Here is a 16,355-nt window from a genome sequence, read left to right on the forward strand (position 1 = left end):
AGATTCCGGGTTCGCCCTTCGGGCGCCCCGGAATGACGGGCCGTAACAGTCCGGTCTCCCTTGAATTTACCCGTCGGCCGTGATCTCAACGGCCCATCGCCGCGCCGGATCGGCCGGCATCGCCAACCCCGGCAGAGCTTCATCCGATGGCCCGCAGGTTTTCCGCTCCCTATCAATCGGAGCCCGTGTCCAGCCTCGCGAGCTGGGCGCGCAATCTGGCCGTGTTCGCGGTGGTGGCGGTGGTGGTCTCGATCATCATCGTCCGCTTCGATTTCCTGGAGCCGAAGCCGGCGCTTGCGACCTTCTTCGGCGGACTCGCCATCGCCGGCCTCTCGATCCTGTTCGGGCTCGCCGGCTTCGCCGCGATCTGGCAGAACGGCTCGCGCGGCATGGCGCGCATCCTGCTCGCGTTCCTGATCGACGGGGCGATCCTCGCCTATCCCGCCTATCTGGCCTTGCAATATCGCAAGCTGCCGGCGATCTACGACATCACAACCGACCCGATCGATCCGCCGCGCTTCGAGGCGCTGGCGCGACTGCGCACCGGCGAGGGCACCAACAGCGCGGTTTATGCCGGCCTCTATTCGGCGGAGCAGCAGCGCCACTTCTATCCCGACGTCGAGCCCGTCGAGCTCGAGATTTCCGTCGACCGCGCCTATGCGATCGCGCTTCAGCTCGTCCACAAGCGCAAATGGACCGTCATCGACGAGCGCGCGCCGCAGCCGCCGCGCCGGATCGGCCGCATCGAGGCGGTGGCGCGCACACCGATCATGGGGTTCCGCGAGGACATTTCGATCAGGTTCGTGGCGGACGGCGATGATTCCCGCGTCGATATCCGCTCGGCCTCGCGCAATTTCGACAACGATCTCGGCAGCAACGCCGCGCGCGTCAAGAAATTCATCGACGATCTCAATGCCGCCGCCGATGCCGACGCGCTCAAGCCTGTGAAGAAGACGCCGGTGACACCCCCGAAGGCACCGGCAAAGACGGTGAAGAAATAGTCTCGACCGTCATTCCGGGGCGTGCGAAGCACGAACCCGGAATCCATCGGGCGGCGGAGTCTGTCGATGAATGGATTCCGGGCTCTCGCTTCGCGAGCCCCGGAATGACGGCGGAGAGCTACGCGCCAGCCATCCGATACGTCCCCCCGATCACAGGATCACCATCCGTCGCCACCACGCCGCGCGCGACCAAATCTTCGAGGTGCGCCAGCACGGAATAGCCGGCGGCCGTCGTCAACCTGGGATCGATGCCGATATAGATCGCGCGGACCATGGTCGGGATGTCGGTCTCGCCCTTGGCGAGGCGATGCAGGATCGAGGCCTCACGGGCCTTGCGGTGGCGGATCAGGAAGCGCACGAAGCGCTGGCCCTCGGGAATCTCCGGACCGTGACCGGAGAAATAGAGATCTTCCTCGCGGGCGGCGAGGCGGTCGAGCGAGTCCATGTAGTCGATCATCGAGCCGTCGGGCGGCGCCACGATCGAGGTGGACCAGCCCATCACGTGATCGCCGACGAAGTTGAACTTCCGCTCCGGCCAGGCGAACGCCAGATGATTGGCGGTGTGCCCCGGCGTCGCCACGGCCTCGAGCCGCCAGCCGTCGCCTTCAACGACGTCGCCATGCGCAAGGTTGACGTCGGGTGCAAAATCGCGATCGGCGCCGGATTCCGGATTGTGCTTCTCGCTCTCGAAACGCGGGCGCGAGGCCCGGTGCGGGCCTTCGGCATACACCGGCGCCCCCGTCGCCTGCTTGATCCGCGCGGTGTTCGGCGAATGGTCGCGGTGGGTGTGGGTGACGAAGATATGGCTCACCGTCTCGCCCCGCACCGCATCGAGCAGCGCCGCCGCATGCGCCTCGTCGTCCGGACCGGGATCGATGATCGCGACATTGCCGGTGCCGACGATGTAGCTAACCGTGCCGGTGAACGTGAACGGGCTCGGATTATTGCAGAGCACGCGGCGCACGCCGGGCCGGACCTCCTCGACGATGCCGGGCTTCAGCGGAAAGTTGCGGTTGAACGGGACGTCGTCGTTGTCGGACATGGCTTCTTCTTTGTTCTTTGACGTCATTCCGGGGCGCCCGAAGGGCGAACCCGGAATCTCGAGATTCCGGGTTCGATGCTTCGCATCGCCCCGGAATGACGGAGAACCAAATCAGAAAAACGCCTGAATGCCCGTGATGGCGCGGCCCAGGATCAGGGCGTGGACGTCGTGGGTGCCCTCGTAGGTGTTGACCGTCTCGAGGTTATGGACGTGGCGCATCACGTGATATTCGATCGAGATGCCGTTGCCGCCGTGCATGTCGCGGGCGGTGCGGGCAATGTCGAGAGCCTTGCCGCAATTGTTGCGCTTCATGATCGAGATCATCTCCGGCGCGAACTTGCCCTCGTCCATCAGACGGCCGACGCGAAGCGAGCCCTGCAGCCCCAGCGCGATCTCGGTCTCCATGTCCGCGAGCTTCTTCTGCACCAATTGCGTCGCGGCGAGCGGCTTGCCGAACTGCTTGCGGTCGAGCGTGTACTGGCGGGCGCGATGCATGCAGTCCTCGGCCGCCCCTAACGCGCCCCAGGAGATGCCGTAGCGGGCGCGGTTGAGGCAGCCGAATGGCCCCTTCAGGCCGGAGACGTTGGGCAGCAGCGCGTCCTCGGGGACGACGACGCCGTCCATCACGACCTCGCCGGTGATGGAGGCGCGGAGCGAGAGCTTGCCGCCGATCTTCGGCGCCGACAGGCCCTTCATGCCCTTCTCCAGCACGAAGCCGCGGATCTGGTTGTCGTGCGCGGCCGACTTGGCCCAAACCACGAACACGTCGGCGATCGGTGCGTTGGAGATCCACATCTTGCTGCCGGTGAGGCGATAGCCGTCCGAGACCTTCTCGGCGCGGGTCTTCATGCCGGCCGGATCGGAGCCGGCATCGGGCTCGGTCAGGCCGAAGCAACCGACCCACTCGCCGCTGGCGAGCTTCGGCAGGTACTTCTTGCGCTGGTTCTCGTCGCCATAGGCGTAGATCGGGTACATCACCAGCGAGGACTGCACCGAGTTCATCGAGCGATAGCCGGAATCGACCCGCTCGATCTCGCGTGCGACGAGGCCATAGGCGACGTAGCTCGCATTGGCACAGCCGTATTCTTCCGGCAGCGTGATGCCGATCAGGCCGAGTTCGCCCATCTCGTTGAAGATCTCGCGGTCGGTCTTCTCTTCCAGATAGGCCTTGGAGACGCGCGGCAGCAGCTTGTCCTGCGCATAGGCGCGGGCGGTGTCGCGCACCATGCGCTCGTCTTCGGTCAGCTGCTCGTCGAGCAGGAACGGATCGTCCCACTGGAAAGAAGCCGCAGCCGGCTTGTCCTTGGCCTGAGGGCGCACGCTCATGAAACGTCCTTTCGTCTGGTTCCGTCTAGAAATTGCCCGACAAATTAAAGCGCCGCGGCAACAAGTGCAATTGCATCCTGGTTTGTCATTCCGGGGCGACGCGGAGCGTCGAACCCGGACTCTCTTTGTCAGTCGCTACGAGATTCCGGGTCTGGCGCTTGTCGCGCCATCCCGGAATGACGCTGCGCGCTAGCTCTCGAGCTGCTCGTTGGCGACGATCTCGATGCCGAAGCCCGACAGGCCCTTGTAGTCGTGCACCGACGAGGTGAGATGCCGGATCGAGGTGACGCCGAGGTCGCGCAGGATCTGCGCACCGACGCCGACCTCGCGCCACTGGCGGTTGCGGTCGGCCTCCGTCGCCGTCTCGTCCGGCAGCGCCGCGACGGGCACACCGGCCGCGCCGTCGCGCAGATAGACCAGCACCCCACGGCCGGACTTCTTGAAATGCTCCAGCACGGTCGCCATGCGCTTGTGTCCGGTGAAGATGTCCTTGACGATATTCGGCTTGTGAAAACGCGTCAGAACGTTCTTGCCGTCACCGACGCCGTTGTAGACGAAGGCGACGTGAGCGATGGAATCGAACGGCGAGCGGTAGGCATAGCCCTGCAGCGGCCCGATCGGGCTTTCGGTGACGAAGGTCGAAACCCGCTCGATCAGCTTTTCGCGCGCCTGGCGGTAGGCGATCATGTCCGCGATGGTGACGTGCTTGAGTTTGTGCCTGGCCGCGAACTGCGCAACCTGCTCACCCTTCATCACGCTGCCGTCGTCGTTCATCAACTCGCTGATGACGCCGACCGGCGGCAGGCCGGAGAGCTTGCAGAGATCGACGGCGGCCTCGGTATGGCCCGAGCGCAGCAGCACGCCGCCATCCTTGGCGATCAGCGGAAAGATGTGGCCCGGCCGGGCGAAATCGTTGGCGCCGACATTGGGATTGGCCAGCGCACGGCAGCACGAGGCGCGCTCCTCGGCGGAAATGCCGGTGCCGCCGTCGGGCTTGTAGTCGATCGAGACCGTGAACGCGGTGGTGTGCGCGGAATCGTTATGGGCCACCATCGGATCGAGCCGCAGGCGGCGCGCATCCTCGGTGGTCACGGGCGCGCAGACGATGCCCGAGGTGTGGCGGATGATGAACGCCATCTTCTCCGCGGTGCAGAGCGAGGCGGCGACGATCAGATCGCCCTCGCCCTCGCGGTCCTCGTCGTCGGTGACGACCACGAGCTCGCCCCGGGCAAAGGCCTGCAAGACTTCCTGAACGCTATCGGGCATGTCCCAATCTCTATCGGTTGTGCCGGGAGGCTTAGCCGGACTTGGGCCGGGGCGCTAGTGTCCTGGACGCAACCGCATATTCCGGGCCGCGGGCCATCGGAACGCCAAGCTTGCACCGAAGATACCAGGGATATAGGTGCAGGCAGCCGGGCGGGTAGGCTGGCCGCCCTCAGGGCAGCACTTCGCGGCGCTCGCCGAGCCGCTGATCGAGCTCAGCGCGCTTGTCGGCAAGGAGCCCGGCCTGGGCCGCCTCAATGACCGTGAACAGCTCGTGGGCATCGCTGAGCCGGGTCACAGTGACGTAATTGGCGCCGGCTTCATAGAGGGCGCCGACGTCGGCCAGGAGGTCGGCCGTGGCGACGATCATAGCGGTCGGATTGAGGGCGCGGACGTGGCGGACCAGCTTCTCGTTGGTGGCCCCCTTCAGCAGCGAATCCGGCACGCTGAGGATGACCATCTCGGACTTGCCGATGCCGGCATGGAGCAGCGTATCGACGTTGCTGATGTCGCCATAGATCACGTGCAGGCCGCGCGAGAGCAGCGTCTTGTACACATTGGGGTTGAAGTCGACCACCGTGATCTGCTCCAGCAGCACCGGGGCCTGCCGTTCGATCTCGGCCAGCAGCGCGCTCGCCGCCCGGAAGAAGCCGAGGATGACGATGCGGCGAGCCTCGCCATGGCCGCCCTCGTGCCCCTCCTCGCCATGGTCGCTGCCATGGTCGAGGTCGCGCAGGCCGATCCGCTTCAAGGGCCCGATCGCCCAACGGGTGATCTCGTCGCTGCGGGTCATCACGAAGGTCGAAAGCACCGCCAGCACCACGAAGGCGAAGGAGGCGGCATTTGCCGTCTCGGCTGCAATGTGGTGATCGGTGACACCGGTCTGGATCACCACCAGCGAAAACTCGGAGATCTGCGCGAGGTTCAGCGCCGGCAGGAGGCTGGCGCGCAGGCCCTGCTTCATCAGATAGAGCGGCGTGAAGGTGGTGACGAGGCGGCTCACGACCGTGAAAGCGGCGATCATCAGCGCCAGCCCGATCACGGAGAGACCAGGGACGGGAATGGTCATGCCGAGCGCGACGAAGAACAGGGTGATGAAGAAGTCGCGGAGCGTGGTGACCTTGGCGGTGACGTCGAGCGCGTAGGGAAAGGTCGAGAGCGAGACGCCGGCGATCAGCGCGCCCATCTCGCGCGACAGCGAGAGCCGCTCGGCGGTCTCGGCAACCAGGAAGCACCAGGCCAGCGCGCCAAGCAGGATCAGCTCGGGCCGCCGGGCGATCTGGTGGAATAGCCGCGGCAGCACGTAGCGGCTGACCAGCAGCGCCGCGGTGACCAGTACCGCGACGCGGCCGATCGAGAGCAGGATGACGCTGGCCTGCAGATTGGCAAGGCTCGGCTGCACCGCCAGGAACAGGATGGCGAAGATGTCCTGAAGCACCAGCACGCCGAGCGTGATCCGTCCCGGCAGCGTGTCGAGCTCGCGCTTCTCGTAGAGCACCTTGACGATGATGACGGTACTCGACAGCGCGCAGGCGACGCAGAGATAGATCGCATCGAAATGCCCACCGCCGAGCGAGAGGCCGATGCCGACGAAGAACACGACCCCGAGCAGGCAGCCGCCGAGCAGCTGGCCGCCCGCCGCGAACAGGATCACCTTTCCCGCCCGCACGATCTTCTTCAGGTCGATCTCCAGACCGATCATGAACAGCATGAAGATCAGGCCGAGCTCGGAAATGACGCCGATCGATTCCTGCGAGTGGACCCAGCCGGCGCCGAATGGACCAATGCAAAAGCCGGCGATAAGATAGGCCAGGATCAGCGGCTGCCGTGAGAAATGGGCGAGCAGGCCCAGCATCCAGGCAAACAGAATACAGAGAGTGATGTCGCGAATGAGCTCGTGCATACCAGATTGGTCCGTTTTGCCGCACCCTAGAGACGGGTTGCGGCGCGGCAAGCGAGCAATTCGTCACATGCAAGGAGGCCTGCTCGCAGCAATGCTGCTATGCCCCCTGGCCTTTGCCGTGCCCGCCGCCGCACAATCCAAGGTCAATATCGAACAAAACTTTGCCGATTCCCTCACCACGATGCCGAAGGAGGGCCTCGCCGTCAGCGGTGGCTTCTACGTGCCCGCTTATTCCAGTGTCGCAATGAGCCAGGGCAAGCTGCGCGTCGACTTCTCGGTGACCTTGAGTGTTCACAACGCCTCCGAGACCCAGCCGCTGGTGATCAAACGCATCGCCTATTTCGACACCGCAGGCAAGCAGGTCGAAAGTTATCTGAAGGCGCCGGTGGCCTTGAGGCCGCTGGCCACTGTCTCGATCTTCATTCCGACCGACGACGTGCGCGGCGGGACCGGGGCCAATTTCCTGGTCGACTGGGCCGCGACAGGCGAGATCGCCGAGCCCGTGGTCGAGGCGCTGATGGTTGGCGGCGTCGCCAATGCGCACTACGCTTTCATCAGCCAGGGTCGTCCGACCCGGACGGCGACCAAGAATTAAGGCCTGGCCGGTGCAACGCCGGCTGGCTCAACAAGAACAGAAACGAGGAACGCCCCATGACGTCCAGCTTCGATTTCGCGCCCCTGTTTCCGGCTGGGCTGCCGGCCCCCTCCGCGCGCTGGACCGGCCTTGCGAAGTACAGTTTTGTCGGCGGCAACAACGATTCCGAACAGGTGCCGCTCGACGAGCTGATCGAAGCGACCAGCACGGTGCTGCGGCACGAAGGCCGGTCGCTCGCCACTTACGGGCTCGCCCATGGGCCGCAGGGCTACCTGCCCTTGCGTGAGTTCCTGGTGACGAAACTCAAGCGCGACGCCGGCATCAACTGCACCGTGGACGATCTCCTGATCGTCTCCGGCTCGCTGCAGGCGCTCGACCTCGTCAACGCCACGCTGCTGACCCGCGGCGACACCGTGATTTTCGAGCAGGAGAGCTATCAGGGCTCCCTGACCCGCCTGGCGCGGCTCGGCGTCAACGTCGTCGGCATCCCGCTCGACAAGGACGGCATGCGCATGGACGTGCTGGCCTCCACGCTCGCCGACCTCAAGAGCCGCGGCATCAGGCCGAAATACATCTACACCATCCCAACGGTGCAGAACCCGACCGGCAGCATCATGCCCGAAAGCCGGCGCGCCGAGCTGGTGCGGCTCGCGACCGAATACGGCGTGCCTGTTTTCGAGGACGATTGCTATGCCGACCTCGTCTGGTCGGGGCAGCGGCCGCCGGCGATCTACGCGATGAGCGAGAGCGGCGGCGTGATCCATATCGGCTCGTTCTCGAAGTCGATCGCGCCGGCGCTGCGTGTCGGCTTCATCGTCGCGCCATGGGAGGTGATGTCGCGGATGCTGGCGCTGAAGACGGATGCCGGCTCCGGCGCGCTGGAGCAGATGGTGCTCGCCACCTATTGCAAGCCGCATTTCGCAACCCACGTGCCGGCTTTGACCAAGGCGCTGCGCACCAAGCTCGACACGCTGATGGAGGCGCTGAACGAGCAGTTCGGGACGGCCGCGGAATTCGAGGAACCCAAAGGCGGAATCTTCCTCTGGGTGAAGCTGCCCGACCAGGTCGATACGCTGAAGCTATATCAGGCCGCGCTCGCCGCCGGCGTCTCGATCAATCCAGGGCCGGAATGGTCGACCAACAAGGGCCATTCCAGCTCGCGGCTCAGATTATGCTTTGCGAGTCCGACGCATCAGCAGATTCGCGAGGGCGTCGCCGTGCTGGCAGAGGTCTGCCGCAAGGAGTTCGGCGTGCCGGCCCGCAGCGCCAATGTGGAGAAGCGGGCCTGAGGCCGCGGCTTCACGCCTCGACGTGAAACTCCACGTTGACCTGGCCGGAGCCCGACGAGGGAAAATAGTCGCAAAGCTGCTCGGCGGCGCCGCGATAGTCGTACCAGCCGAGCGCCGCGAACAGCATGATGGTGTCGGCCATGCCGCCCTCACCGTTGCACTTGGTGGCGTAGTCGGGAAGCATGTCGAGGAACTCGCGGTAGCGGCGGCCCTGCCACAGCTCGAGCACGCGGAGATCGACCTGGCGGTTGAACTCGCTGGCGACCGACGTCCACGCCTCGGGTCCCAGCTTCTTGTTCGGCCAGAGCCGGTGCGAGAGCGAACCGCTGGCGAGAACGGCGACCCGTTCACCGGATCCATCGATCGCCCGGCGGGTCGCTTCACCGAGGATCCGGCTCTCTTCGACCGAGGTGAACAGCGGCGAGGCGACCGAGACGACCTTCGCAGAGCCGTCCGGGTTCATGTAGTGCATCGGCACGATGGTGCCGTATTCGAGCCCGAGGCTGGCCACCTGATGGGCGATCACGTTCAGGCCCGCCTCGCCGGCCCTGGTCGCGATGGCTTCCGCCAGAGCGGTATCGCCCGGCAGATCGTAGCGCAGATCCTGGATCATCTGCGGCGCCTCGTGGCTGGTGAACGAGCCGCGGTGCCGCGCATTGGCATTGATGTGGTAGCCGAAATTGGAGAGCCAGTGGGTGTCGAACACCACGAAGCAGGTCGCGCCGCGCTCCTTCGCCCGCCGGCCGAGCTCGCGCAGCGCATCGACGGCGGCTTTGCGCGCGTCGCGTAACGGGCTGCCGGGTTGCTCCGACAGCATCAATGATGGAACGTGGGTGACCTTGGCCGCGAGTACCAGCTGCCCCATGGCGGCCACCTCGAAGCGTCAGGCCGCCTGGGGCTGACTGCTGTGGATCGCGGAAGCCAGTCGCAGCAAGAGGACGATCGAGACGTTGCCCTTGCCGGCCTCGATCTGGGCGATATAGCGCTCGGAGATCCCCGAACGGCGGGCCAGCTCGCGGCGCGACAGGTCGCAGCGCATGCGCGAGGACCGCAAACGATCACCCAGCTCGGTCAGAAACTCGGTCTCGGAATAAGGCGGCACGGCACAGCTCCCCGGCAGCACTTCGCCCGCAAAATCCATGACTTGATTCAGCATTGGTCTATCCAGATTCGCCTTCGGGAAATGCCATCCTACCCGGGAAAACACCGGCCTCATTGACGCGGATCAAATTCGCGAGCGATCAGGGGCCGCCATGGACGGAATCGGGCGGGATGCTACACTTTGGAATTCTTCGAGGCGGGGTTCTCTAGGGACATGACGCGTTGTTTGAGCCGCTGGATCGCGGCGGGGATGCTGTGGGCGGCGATCACCTCCGCCGCAGGTGCCGAGACGCTGGCGGCGACAGTCGAGCAATGGGGCCTGCTCGGCTCATGGGCGGTCGACTGCGCGGCTCGCCCTGACCGCGACAAGGGCGCGCTCCTGACCTACGAGATCCGGAAGGACGGCCGGGTGATGTACCGGCGCAATTTCGGCGACGCCAAGGACGAGAACGAGGTGGTGTCGGCCACAGTCAACGCCGAGGGCCTGATCAATGTGATGGTGTACTTCCCCTCGCTGCACCACGCGCGTGAGTTCGGGCTGCTGCTGGCGAAGGACGGCAGCCTGCGCGCGATCTACAATCGCAGCGAACGCGGCGAGTACACGATTCGAGACGGCAAATACGTCGCGACAGGCGCACCAACGCCCACGCAACAGCGCTGCGACTAAGCATCGATCTGAACAGCCGTTCAGAATTCTCCCGCTATTCCTCCGGAACGTTCGCATCAATGCGCGGTTTAGATGTGCATTGAATTGGAGGAGGACATCATGAAGAAGCTTGGTTATGTGGTTGCGGCCCTGGGCGCGCTCGTGATCGCGGCGCCGACGCTGGCAAGCGCGGAGACCGTGGTGATCAAGCGTGGCGGCTATCACCATCATCATCACGGCCCGTACGGCGCCCGCGCCGAATTCCGCAGGCATCGCGATTATGGCTGGCATCGCGGCCACCATGGCGACCGCGTCGTGGTGATCAAGCGCAGCCATCGTCACTGGGACTAATGCAGCGCGCAACTTGGAAATGGCCCCCCTCGCGGGGCCATTTCTTTGCGCATCGAAAACCCGTCGAGTTAAAGCGTTATGAAGTTAGATTCGGCGGGCTGTCGGTGATTCACCTCTCCCCAACGGGGAGAGGTCGGATTGCCCTGGCGATGCAAAGTCCAGCGCAATCCGGGTGAGGGGCCGCGGCACTCGGCAAGACCAGATCCCCTCACCCGGACCGCATCTTCGATGCGCTCCGACCTCTCCCTGCGGGAGAGGTGAATCGAGCCCTGAGCGCACATCGATTCAACCAAAACTCATCATGCTTTAGTCCCACGCCGGCGCGAAGCCCGGATTGACGCAGCGTCGATCCTTCGGCAGCGCGGCGATCTTGCTGCGGTCCGCATCATCGAGCGTGATCTTCAGCGCATCGAGATTGGCCTGCTGGCTCTCGCGGCGCGAGGCTTTCGGGATCGCGGCGACGCCGTCCTGGTCGAGCAGCCATTTCAGGGCCACTTGCGCCGCGGTCGCGTTGTGCTTGGCACCGATCTCGGCCAGCACCGAATCCGAGGCAATGCGCCCCTGCGCCAGCGGACAATAAGCGACCAGCGGAATCGACTTCGGCGCGAGATAGGCCAGCACCTTCGATTGATCGAGCATCGCGTGATATTCGATCTGGTTGCAGGCAATCGGCGCCTTGATGTCCTCGACCGCGATCTTGAGCAGCGCGGTGGTGAAATTGGCGACGCCGATCGCCCGCGTGCGGCCCTCCTCCTTCAGCCTCATCAAGGTCTCGAACACTGCCCCCCAATCCGCGGCCTTCGACGGCCAATGCACGAGATAGAGATCGACATGGTCGAGCCGGAGCTTCTTCAAGCTCGCATCGATGGCCCGCCGGATCGCGTCCGGCGCGAGGTTCTCGTGCCAGACCTTGGTCGTGACGTGCAGTTCGCTGCGCGGCAGGCGGGACGCTGCGATGGCTGCGCCGATCGGCTCCTCATTGGCATACATCTCGGCGGTGTCGATATGGCGGTAGCCGATCGACAGCGCGCTCTCGACCGCAGCGCGGCAGGCATCGCCCTGCATGCGAAAGGTGCCGAGGCCGAGCTTGGGCATGCTGATGCCCTGTGTCTTCAGATCGTCCATGAGCTAACTCCTGACATATTGCGTCCCGCCGGACGCGCGGCGAAGCCGCGGGCTGCAAACTCTCTGGTGATGGAAAAGAGGTGGCGGGAGTGGTCAGTATAGCGAGGGAGGCGGGAGGCGGCCAATCAAGATCGGGTTAAGACTGGCAGGCGCGCCCTGCCTCCCCGCCGTCACGGCCGGGCGCGCAAGGCTCGCTCCCTCACGAATGCTGCGCCACCACTGCCGGGCGCGGCTGCGGCTGTGGCTGTGGCACGAGATCGACCGACCAGAGATCGCGGTTGTCGACGTCCTTCAGGGTCACGGTCATGACGCCGCTGCGGCCGTCGATGTCGACCCGGCCGAAGAACTGCAGTCCGAAGCAGGGCGCCAAATTCTCGCCCTGCGCTGCGCTGCAGCCATTCTGGTACATCGCGACCGGGCCGAAGGTGTCGTCGAGTTCGGCCGGGCCCCAAGTGCCGGCATGCAGCGGACCGGAGACGAACTCCCAGAACGGCTCGAAATCCCTAAATTGCGCCTTGTTCGGATCGTAGTAATGCGCGGCGGTGTAGTGCATGTCGGCGGTGAGCCACACGATGTTGCGCACACCGGCGTGCTTGAGGGACGCCAGAAGATCGGCGATCTCGTGCTCGCGCCGGTCAGGCGGCCCGTCGCCGAGCGCGACGGCGTCCAGGCTGACCAGGCCGATCGGCAGGTCGGCCGCGATCACTTTCCAGGTCGCGCGCGAGGCTGCGAGTTCGCGCTTCAGCCAGGCGAGTTGCTCGGCCCCCAGGATCCAGCCGCGGTGATCGCTCCCCTTGTTCCAGGTCTCGTCACGATAGCTGCGCATGTCGATCATGAAGACATCCAGCAGCGGACCGTAGCCGATCTTGCGATAGACCCGGCCCTGCCGCGTGCCGATATCGCGGATCGGCATGAAGTCGAAGAAGGCACGGCGGGCGCGCGCAACCAGACGCGAAGTCCCGTCCTGCTCAAAGCCTGCCTCATCGTAGCTGCCGGTCGGCGACCAGTCGTTGGTGACCTCATGGTCGTCCCACTGCGCCAGCATCGGCACCTCGGCATGGAAGGCGCGGAAATTCTCGTCGAGATGGTTGTATTTGTAGTTGCCGCGGAATTGCGCCAGCGTGTGCGCGACCTCGGCTTTGTCCTCGGTCACCAGATTACGCCAGATCTCGCCGGTCGGCAGCTTTTGCTCGGACGGAATCGTGCAGTCGGCGTAGATGTGATCGCCGGAATGAATGAAGAAATCCGGACGGTTGTCGAGCATGGTGCGATAGCTGCGATAGCCGCCGCGCGAAACGTCGATGCCCCAGCCCTGCCCCGCGACGTCGCCGGACCACACAAACGAGATCGACTGGCCAGCTGCCGGCGCGCTACGGAAATGGCCGAGGCGGCTTTCGCCGGGAACGCCGGTTGCGATGTCGTCGAAGCGGACACGATAGAAGATGTCCTGCCCGGCCGGCAGGTCGTTCAGCAGCAGCTTTGCAGTAAAATCGGCCTCCGGCACCGCATCGCGCGAAGCCGACGCAATGATGGTCTTGAAGCTCTCGACGGTCGAGCATTCCACCTGCATGCGCGCGGGACGGTCGGCTCGCGCCCAGATCACGGCGGAGCCATCGCCGCAGACGTCACCGGACTGAATGCCGCCTGCGATTTGCGGCCGATCGGCGGCGCGGCTTAGGTGAGGCTTCGCGAGCGAGGCGATAGCGAGGCTAGAGGCGGAGCGGGCCAGGAATTGCCGTCGGGTCCATGCGCGCTGCGCGCGGAGCATTGCCATTCAGGAGACCTTCCTCGAATCGCGACGGAAGGTGCCTGCGCTCCTTGACTTGCAGCTTACGGTTTCTTGACTCCGCGCCTACGGTTTTACGACGAGCGGATGACGAACGAGATGCAGCCGAGGCGATTTTCTCCCCTCCCGCTTGCGGCAGGGCAATCGCATATGGCTCTTCGCGGGCTGAGCGCGCGCCTCGTCCTTCGAGACGACCGCTTTCAGCTGTCTCCTCAGGATGAGGCTAAGCGGCATCGGAGCCCATTGAAACCAGCCAAACGCACTCGGTCCTCATCCTGAGGGCCCGCCAACGGCGGGCGTCTCGAAGGATGGCCCCCAAACGACATCAAGCGATTGCCCTGGCGCTGCGGGGATAGGCGAAGAGAGTGCTGCGATTACCGCTTCCAGTTGCAGATGCCGCCGGAGCGGCACGGCCAGGTCTGGATGCGGGTGTCCATCGCCTGTGCGTCGAGCGCATTGCCGTGACGATGCGCAAGCTTGGCGCGGGCCGCGCCGCGCGGCTGTGCGCTCCTGGCCTGTGCGGCCTTCGGCTCGGCCACACGAACGCGTTCGGCCGCAACCTTCTTCGGCACATCGACTGGCTCGGCGCGCGCCTGCGCGTCATTGCCGCCGCGCGCCTCGAGCGCGACCGGTGCAAACTGCGTCTCGGGCCCGAGCCGTTTCGGCGACAGCACGGCTTTGGAGAGATCGAGACTGAGATATTCGTCTGGCTTGTAGTCGTCAGCGCGCGCGATGCCACACGCTGCGAGCACCAGGGCAACGGCAACTGCAAAAGGAACGCTTTTCAGGACCACGGGACGCCTCCTGAAATTCCATGATGAAAGAGGTAATTTACCCCAATTTAGGAGGCGTCGCGCGCAATTCCAGCGGTCGAGTGCCGCCGTGGTTAAGAAGTTTGGCGGTGTCAGGCGACCTTTCGCGTTGCCCCCGTCCCATCCAGGAACCCCATTAGGCGGCTGCGGATGATGGTTTCCGCTTCAGTCATGATGCGATCGATCAGTTCCTTGCAGGAGGGGATGTCATGGATCAGCCCGGCGACCATGCCGCAGCTCCAGGCCCCCGCATCCATCTGCCCGTCCAGCATGATCTTGGGATAAACACCCGCGACCTGATCGTGGATGTCGTCGATCGTCAGCTTGTCGCCCTTCTCGCGCTCGATCTCGAGCAGACGGTCGACATTGGCGTTCTTCAGCACGCGCTCGGTGTTGCGCAAGGCCCGCATGATCAGACGGGTGTCGAGCTCGGTCGCCGCGACCAGCGCGTTCTTCACGTTCTGATGCACCGGTGCTTCCTTGGTGGCGATGAAGCGCGTGCCCATGTTCATGCCGGCCGCCCCCAGCGACAATGCCGCGACGAGGCTGCGCCCATCGGCCATGCCGCCGGAGGCAACGAACGGGATCTTCAGCTCCTCGGCCGCACGCGGCAGCAGGATCATGTTGGGAATGTCGTCCTCGCCGGGATGACCGCCGCACTCGAAGCCGTCGACGCTGACGGCGTCGCAGCCGATGCGTTCGGCCTTCAGCGAGTGGCGCACCGAGGTGCATTTGTGGATCACCTTGATGCCGGCGGCCTTCAGCGCCGGCATGTAGGCTTCCGGGCTGCGGCCTGCGGTCTCCACCGCCTTGATGCCGCCTTCGACGATGGCTGCGATATATTCCGGATAAGGCGGCGCCGAGAAGGTCGGCAGGAAGGTGAGGTTCACCCCGAACGGCTTGTCGGTCATGTCGCGGCAGCGCGCGATCTCCTTGGCGAGCAGCTCCGGCGTCTTCTGGGTGAGACCAGTGATGATGCCGAGCCCGCCGGCATTGGAGACGGCAGCAGCCAGCTCGGCAAAGCCGACGAAATGCATGCCGCCCTGGATGATGGGGTGCTCGATGCCGAACAGCTCGGTGATCGCGGTCTTCACGTCGTTCTCCTCCCGGAATTTTGCTTGGGTTGGGCTCAGTCTAGCCGGACTTTTGCGCCGCAGTCACCATTTCTCTCCGAACGGGCGAATCTCCATCTCGAACGTCCAGGCGCTCTTCGGCTGCCGGTAAAGCTGCCAATAGGCGTCAGCAACCGAAGACGGTGGCATCAAGAGATCGGGATTATCCAGCGCATTCGGCCCGAGCGCCTCGAGCCGGCGCTGCCGCACCCATTCGGTGTCCACGCCGGAATCGATGATGAGATGGGCGACATGGATGTTCTTCGGGCCGAGCTCGCGCGCCATCGCCTGCGCCACCGCGCGCAGGCCGAATTTGGCGCTGGCAAAGGCGGCAAAGCCGCTGCCGCCGCGCAAGCTTGCGGTCGCGCCCGTGAAGAAGATGTTGCCGCCGCCGCGCGGCAGCATCAGCCGCGCCGCCTCGCGACCCGCAAGGAAGCCGGAATAGCAGGCCATCTCCCAGACCTTGCGAAACACGCGCTCGGTGGTGTCGAGAATCGGGAAATTGACGTTGGCGCCGACATTGAAGATGCAGACTTCGAGCGGTGCGTGCTTGTCGGCGTCGTTGAGGAAGGAGATGACCTCGTCCTCCTTCCGCGCGTCGAGCGAGCGGGCGTGGATCTCGCCGCCTGAGGCCTCGATGTCGCGCACCAGCGGCGCCAGCTTGTCGCCATTGCGGCGGCCGGCGAAGACCGTGAACCCCTCCGCCGCGAATTTCTTCGCGATCTCGGATCCGATGAAGTCGCCGGCCCCGATCACGGCAGCTGTCGCGTTTCGCTTCGGCAAGGTTCGCCTCCTCCAGCAAGAGCTCAGATGACCGGCTGCAGGCTATAGTTCTAAAATGGACCTGTCAAATGACGGGCGCGATCGTTTGCGCGCCGTGCAACTTTTTCTGATCGTTAAATTCAGTTCTTTTTTCAGACTTACAAGTCGGAGATCGCACCGGGAAATGGGACGCGCCGGACGAGGAGACCTGCTCGCTCTCCGGACCATCGTCGTGTCGGCG

At 64.7% G+C, this 16,355-nt stretch carries 16 protein-coding genes; 5 read left to right on the forward strand and 11 right to left on the reverse strand.

The features are described from left to right. Positions 1-146 precede the first annotated feature (146 nt). Positions 147-1,001, forward strand: a complete 855-nt coding sequence (locus tag P6U31_RS26655) for a DUF1499 domain-containing protein (RefSeq protein WP_407184726.1) — start codon at positions 147-149, stop codon at positions 999-1,001. A gap of 118 nt (positions 1,002-1,119) precedes the next feature. Here the strand turns inward: P6U31_RS26655 and P6U31_RS26660 are convergent, their stop codons facing one another. The 4 genes from P6U31_RS26660 to P6U31_RS26675 all read right to left on the reverse strand — a co-directional run bounded on the left by P6U31_RS26660 (position 1,120) and on the right by P6U31_RS26675 (position 6,535). Continuing rightward, complete coding sequence (locus tag P6U31_RS26660; RefSeq protein WP_407184727.1) at positions 1,120-2,043, reverse strand: MBL fold metallo-hydrolase; 924 nt, start codon at positions 2,041-2,043, stop codon at positions 1,120-1,122. Between the two features lie 111 nt (positions 2,044-2,154). Further along, positions 2,155-3,369 carry an acyl-CoA dehydrogenase gene (locus tag P6U31_RS26665; protein ID WP_036004014.1) on the reverse strand — a complete coding sequence of 405 codons (1,215 nt, stop codon included), beginning with the start codon at positions 3,367-3,369 and terminating at the stop codon, positions 2,155-2,157. A 189-nt stretch (positions 3,370-3,558) separates the two neighbouring features. Then, positions 3,559-4,635: a 3,4-dihydroxy-2-butanone-4-phosphate synthase gene (gene ribB / locus P6U31_RS26670; protein ID WP_407184728.1), complete on the reverse strand. Its 1,077-nt coding sequence runs from the start codon at positions 4,633-4,635 to the stop codon at positions 3,559-3,561. Positions 4,636-4,804: 169 nt separating this feature from the next. Then, positions 4,805-6,535, reverse strand: coding sequence for a cation:proton antiporter (locus tag P6U31_RS26675; RefSeq protein WP_407184729.1), 1,731 nt, complete (start codon positions 6,533-6,535; stop codon positions 4,805-4,807). 67 nt (positions 6,536-6,602) lie between these two features. Here P6U31_RS26675 and P6U31_RS26680 point away from each other — a divergent pair, with 67 nt between their 5' ends. Next, complete coding sequence (locus P6U31_RS26680) at positions 6,603-7,130, forward strand: DUF3124 domain-containing protein (protein ID WP_407184730.1); 528 nt, start codon at positions 6,603-6,605, stop codon at positions 7,128-7,130. A 56-nt stretch (positions 7,131-7,186) separates the two neighbouring features. Beyond that, positions 7,187-8,419 carry a PLP-dependent aminotransferase family protein gene (locus P6U31_RS26685; RefSeq protein ID WP_407184731.1) on the forward strand — a complete coding sequence of 411 codons (1,233 nt, stop codon included), beginning with the start codon at positions 7,187-7,189 and terminating at the stop codon, positions 8,417-8,419. A 10-nt stretch (positions 8,420-8,429) separates the two neighbouring features. On the opposite strand, the gene hpaD is transcribed toward P6U31_RS26685, so the two are convergent. Together hpaD and P6U31_RS26695 are read right to left on the reverse strand one after the other, a co-directional pair. After that, positions 8,430-9,284 carry a 3,4-dihydroxyphenylacetate 2,3-dioxygenase gene (hpaD, locus tag P6U31_RS26690; RefSeq protein ID WP_407184732.1) on the reverse strand — a complete coding sequence of 285 codons (855 nt, stop codon included), beginning with the start codon at positions 9,282-9,284 and terminating at the stop codon, positions 8,430-8,432. Positions 9,285-9,302: 18 nt separating this feature from the next. Then, a complete protein-coding gene (locus P6U31_RS26695; RefSeq protein ID WP_164937589.1) occupies positions 9,303-9,575 on the reverse strand; it encodes a helix-turn-helix domain-containing protein in 273 nt (90 codons plus the stop codon). A gap of 159 nt (positions 9,576-9,734) precedes the next feature. On the opposite strand from P6U31_RS26695, the gene P6U31_RS26700 reads away from it, so the two are divergent. Continuing rightward, on the forward strand, positions 9,735-10,187 hold the full coding sequence (locus P6U31_RS26700; RefSeq protein WP_407184733.1) for a hypothetical protein: 453 nt from the start codon (positions 9,735-9,737) through the stop codon (positions 10,185-10,187). Positions 10,188-10,286: 99 nt separating this feature from the next. Continuing rightward, positions 10,287-10,517: a hypothetical protein gene (locus P6U31_RS26705; RefSeq protein ID WP_407184734.1), complete on the forward strand. Its 231-nt coding sequence runs from the start codon at positions 10,287-10,289 to the stop codon at positions 10,515-10,517. 306 nt (positions 10,518-10,823) lie between these two features. On the opposite strand, the gene P6U31_RS26710 is transcribed toward P6U31_RS26705, so the two are convergent. From P6U31_RS26710 to P6U31_RS26730, 5 genes are all read right to left on the reverse strand, one after another. Then, a complete protein-coding gene (locus tag P6U31_RS26710) occupies positions 10,824-11,642 on the reverse strand; it encodes an aldo/keto reductase (protein ID WP_407184735.1) in 819 nt (272 codons plus the stop codon). Positions 11,643-11,841: 199 nt separating this feature from the next. Further along, positions 11,842-13,416 (reverse strand): alkaline phosphatase D family protein, encoded by a 1,575-nt coding sequence (locus P6U31_RS26715; RefSeq protein ID WP_407184736.1) that lies wholly within the window; start codon positions 13,414-13,416, stop codon positions 11,842-11,844. Positions 13,417-13,802: 386 nt separating this feature from the next. Beyond that, on the reverse strand, positions 13,803-14,222 hold the full coding sequence (locus tag P6U31_RS26720) for a hypothetical protein (RefSeq protein WP_407184737.1): 420 nt from the start codon (positions 14,220-14,222) through the stop codon (positions 13,803-13,805). Positions 14,223-14,332: 110 nt separating this feature from the next. After that, positions 14,333-15,334: an NAD(P)H-dependent flavin oxidoreductase gene (locus P6U31_RS26725; RefSeq protein WP_407184738.1), complete on the reverse strand. Its 1,002-nt coding sequence runs from the start codon at positions 15,332-15,334 to the stop codon at positions 14,333-14,335. Between the two features lie 63 nt (positions 15,335-15,397). After that, on the reverse strand, positions 15,398-16,135 hold the full coding sequence (locus P6U31_RS26730) for an SDR family oxidoreductase (RefSeq protein WP_407184739.1): 738 nt from the start codon (positions 16,133-16,135) through the stop codon (positions 15,398-15,400). Between the last annotated feature and the right edge of the window lie 220 nt (positions 16,136-16,355).

The sequence above is a fragment of the Bradyrhizobium centrosematis genome (genome assembly GCF_045571495.1).
GTDB lineage: Bacteria > Pseudomonadota > Alphaproteobacteria > Rhizobiales > Xanthobacteraceae > Bradyrhizobium > Bradyrhizobium centrosematis.

Coding starts and splice junctions, on each gene's coding strand:
- P6U31_RS26665 (WP_036004014.1), bottom strand. CDS start 3,369: ATGAGCGTGCGCCCTCAGGCCAAGGACAAGCCGGCTGCGGCTTCTTTC.
- P6U31_RS26680 (WP_407184730.1), top strand. CDS start 6,603: ATGCAAGGAGGCCTGCTCGCAGCAATGCTGCTATGCCCCCTGGCCTTT.
- P6U31_RS26695 (WP_164937589.1), bottom strand. CDS start 9,575: ATGCTGAATCAAGTCATGGATTTTGCGGGCGAAGTGCTGCCGGGGAGC.
- P6U31_RS26685 (WP_407184731.1), top strand. CDS start 7,187: ATGACGTCCAGCTTCGATTTCGCGCCCCTGTTTCCGGCTGGGCTGCCG.
- P6U31_RS26700 (WP_407184733.1), top strand. CDS start 9,735: ATGACGCGTTGTTTGAGCCGCTGGATCGCGGCGGGGATGCTGTGGGCG.
- P6U31_RS26705 (WP_407184734.1), top strand. CDS start 10,287: ATGAAGAAGCTTGGTTATGTGGTTGCGGCCCTGGGCGCGCTCGTGATC.
- P6U31_RS26660 (WP_407184727.1), bottom strand. CDS start 2,043: ATGTCCGACAACGACGACGTCCCGTTCAACCGCAACTTTCCGCTGAAG.
- hpaD (WP_407184732.1), bottom strand. CDS start 9,284: ATGGGGCAGCTGGTACTCGCGGCCAAGGTCACCCACGTTCCATCATTG.
- P6U31_RS26655 (WP_407184726.1), top strand. CDS start 147: ATGGCCCGCAGGTTTTCCGCTCCCTATCAATCGGAGCCCGTGTCCAGC.
- ribB (WP_407184728.1), bottom strand. CDS start 4,635: ATGCCCGATAGCGTTCAGGAAGTCTTGCAGGCCTTTGCCCGGGGCGAG.
- P6U31_RS26710 (WP_407184735.1), bottom strand. CDS start 11,642: ATGGACGATCTGAAGACACAGGGCATCAGCATGCCCAAGCTCGGCCTC.
- P6U31_RS26675 (WP_407184729.1), bottom strand. CDS start 6,535: ATGCACGAGCTCATTCGCGACATCACTCTCTGTATTCTGTTTGCCTGG.
- P6U31_RS26715 (WP_407184736.1), bottom strand. CDS start 13,416: ATGGCAATGCTCCGCGCGCAGCGCGCATGGACCCGACGGCAATTCCTG.